A 3,357-nucleotide genomic window follows, 5' to 3' on the forward strand; every position below is an offset into this window, starting at 1 on the left:
CCTTATTAAGACTATCTAAAAATATAATGATAGAAAATTCGGTTAAATTAAAATATTTTTCATTTTTATATACAAAAAAGAAGGACAAGCATGAAAATGCTTGTCCTTCAAGTTAATTTAAGAATTAATATACTTTGTCACCATTGAAAATCGAGTTTTTCACGACAACATAATCTACAGTACGAATAGCATCTAATTTTGTTCCACCAGCGTAAGAGATAGAAGATTGAAGATCTTGTTCCATTTCGATTAACGTATCTTCTAAAGAACCTTTATGCTCAACGAACATTTTCTTACCTTCAACGTTTTTCTTCTCACCCTTTTGGAATTCAGAAGCAGAACCGAAGTATTCTTTATAAAGTTTGCCATCTCTTTCAATTGTTTCCCCTGGAGACTCTTCGTGACCAGCGAATAGAGAACCGATCATGACCATAGTTGCCCCAAATCGTATAGATTTAGCTACGTCGCCGTGTGTACGAATACCACCATCAGCGATAATTGGCTTACTTGCAGCTTTTGCACACCAGCGAAGTGCAGCTAGCTGCCAACCACCAGTTCCGAAGCCTGTTTTAATTTTAGTAATACAAACTTTACCAGGTCCAATACCAACTTTTGTTGCATCGGCACCAGCATTTTCTAATTCTCTTACCGCTTCTGGAGTTCCAACGTTTCCAGCGATAACGAAGCTCTCTGGTAAATGTTTTTTAATATGTTGAATCATGTTGATCACAGCATTAGAATGACCGTGTGCGATATCAATCGTGATATATTCAGGTGTCAGTTGCTCAGCAGCTAATTGTTGTACGAATTCATATTCGTCCTCTTTTACACCAACGCTGATAGAAGCGATTAATCCACGTGATTGCATATCTCTAATGAATGAGATTCGTTTCTCTGGTTGGAAACGATGCATGATATAAAAGTAGTTGTTCTCAGCTAAATAAGTTGCAATTCTTTCATCAATAATCGTTTGCATATTTGCAGGTACGACAGGTAATTTAAATTTATGTTTTCCTAAAGTGACAGTTGTATCACATTCAGAGCGGCTATTTACAATACATTTTGCAGGAATTAATTGAATATCTTCATAGTCGAATACGTTTTCCATCATTTACACCCCTAAAATACGAATATTTTATTTTTATTAATCAAAAATGTTCGTCCATAGGATAATTTACATTATTTTTATTAAGAAGTCAAAGGATTTCTTAACGTTTTTTGAAAAAGTAGATTTTATATCTGAAAAAGAACGTTAAAAACGAATTTAAAACGTTTTTTCATTTGTATTGTTCGTTTATGAGAAGGGTTGAAAAATTAAGATAATTATACAAGGTTGTATGTATTCTTTTTATCTTTTTTGAGTGGATGTAGGATACTATGAAAAGGTTAATGCTAACAATACGAGCAAAAGATGTTATCAAGTAGTTGAACATTATATGAAATGATAAGGTTTATTTCTATATAAAAAGATGAATCTGGCATGATCCACCTTTTTATGTGAGGTTTCAAGTATAATAAGTAGGGTGATAGTAATGTATACAAAAGATAAAAAAGAAAATAATACAAAATAAAATGAGGTTAATATATGAGTAAAAAAAGTTTTTCTGATTATAAACTAAGTACGGAAATCGTAAGGGCACTTACTGGGTTAGGATATAATCATCCAACAGAAGTACAAGGTGAGGTTATTCCAGTTGCATTAGAAAAGAAGGATCTTGTTGTGAAGTCCCAGACTGGAAGTGGAAAAACAGCTTCATTTGGTATTCCACTTTGTGAAATGGTGGAGTGGGAAGAGAATAAACCACAAGCATTAGTTTTAACACCAACGAGAGAGCTTGCGGTACAGGTAAAAGAAGATATTACAAATATAGGTCGATTCAAAAGGATTAAGGCTGCGGCAGTTTATGGGAAATCTCCATTTGCACGTCAAAAATTAGAATTAAAGCAAAAGACACATATTGTAGTTGGTACTCCTGGTCGTGTGTTGGATCATATTGAGAAGGGTACCCTTTCTTTAGAGTGTTTGAAGTATTTAGTTATTGATGAAGCAGATGAGATGCTAAATATGGGCTTTATCGATCAAGTAGAGGCAATTATTGATGAATTACCTACAAAAAGAATGACGATGTTATTTTCAGCAACACTTCCAGAAGATGTTGAGAAATTGTCTCGTACATATATGAATTCACCAATTCATATTGAAATTAAAGCAGCTGGGATTACGACGGATAAAATTGAACATACTCTTTTTGAGGTGATAGAAGACGAGAAGCTTTCACTACTTAAAGATGTAACAACGATTGAGAATCCTGATAGCTGTATTATTTTCTGTCGTACACAAGAAAATGTAGATCATGTATATAGACAATTAAAACGAGCTAACTATCCTTGTGACAAAATACATGGTGGTATGGTACAAGAAGATCGTTTTGAAGTCATGGATGATTTTAGAAAAGGAAAATTCCGTTATTTAGTAGCAACAGATGTAGCTGCGAGAGGAATTGATATTGATAATATTACACATGTTATTAATTATGATATTCCACTTGAAAAAGAAAGCTACGTACATCGTACTGGAAGAACGGGACGAGCTGGAAATAGTGGAAAAGCTATTACATTTATAACACCATATGAAAATAGATTTTTAGAAGAGATTGAGGAGTATATTGGATTTGAAATTCCAAAGGCAATTGGACCTTCAAAAGAAGAAGTTATGAAAGAGGAAGCTGCATTTGAAGAAAAGATACATGCTAAACCAATTATAAAGAAAGATAAAAATGCAGATATCAACAAAGGCATTATGAAGCTGTACTTTAATGGCGGGAAGAAAAAGAAAATTAGGGCGGTAGATTTCGTCGGTACAATTGCTAAAATTAAAGGTGTTACAGCAGAAGATATAGGTATTATTACGATACAAGATAATGTTTCTTACGTTGAAATATTAAATGGAAAAGGACCACTTGTCTTGAAAGTCATGAAGACTACAACGATTAAAGGGAAACAACTAAAAGTTCATGAAGCAATTAAGTAAATAAAAAACTATCCACTTTAATAGGTGGATAGTTTTTTATTTATGATTCTTTTAAATCATCCACTAGTTGCTCCGCTAAACGTCTATACATATTACTCATAGTGACGAAGGATGTTAGTAGTAGAAATTTTTCTAGCTTTGTATCTTCTAAGGAAGAAATCTCATTTACTTCTGTAACACGGTTATTTACGTCTTGTTTAAAGCTTTCGACATTGCTTTCAGTAAGAGCAAGATAATTTTTGTATAACGTATTTAATTCGAATGAATCATCATTTAATAAGGAGTCATTTATAGTTTCTAATGAACTTTTTATGTCGTTAATGGAG

2 protein-coding genes and 1 pseudogene are annotated in these 3,357 nt (G+C 33.0%); 1 reads left to right on the forward strand and 2 read right to left on the reverse strand.

The features are described 5' to 3' along the window. Positions 1 to 124: 124 nt before the first annotated feature. Positions 125 to 1,108 carry a GMP reductase gene (gene guaC, locus ABWK52_RS18330; protein ID WP_000432447.1) on the reverse strand — a complete coding sequence of 328 codons (984 nt, stop codon included), beginning with the start codon at positions 1,106 to 1,108 and terminating at the stop codon, positions 125 to 127. 477 nt (positions 1,109 to 1,585) lie between these two features. On the opposite strand from guaC, the gene ABWK52_RS18335 reads away from it, so the two are divergent. Then, positions 1,586 to 3,031 carry a DEAD/DEAH box helicase gene (locus ABWK52_RS18335; RefSeq protein ID WP_098542351.1) on the forward strand — a complete coding sequence of 482 codons (1,446 nt, stop codon included), beginning with the start codon at positions 1,586 to 1,588 and terminating at the stop codon, positions 3,029 to 3,031. A gap of 40 nt (positions 3,032 to 3,071) precedes the next feature. Here the strand turns inward: ABWK52_RS18335 and ABWK52_RS18340 are convergent. Next, positions 3,072 to 3,357 (reverse strand): annotated as a pseudogene (locus tag ABWK52_RS18340) (DUF1836 domain-containing protein); the annotation flags it as partial.

Source organism: Bacillus sp. AP50 (assembly GCF_040492675.1).
In the GTDB taxonomy this organism is placed as follows: Bacteria; Bacillota; Bacilli; order Bacillales; family Bacillaceae_G; genus Bacillus_A; species Bacillus_A cereus.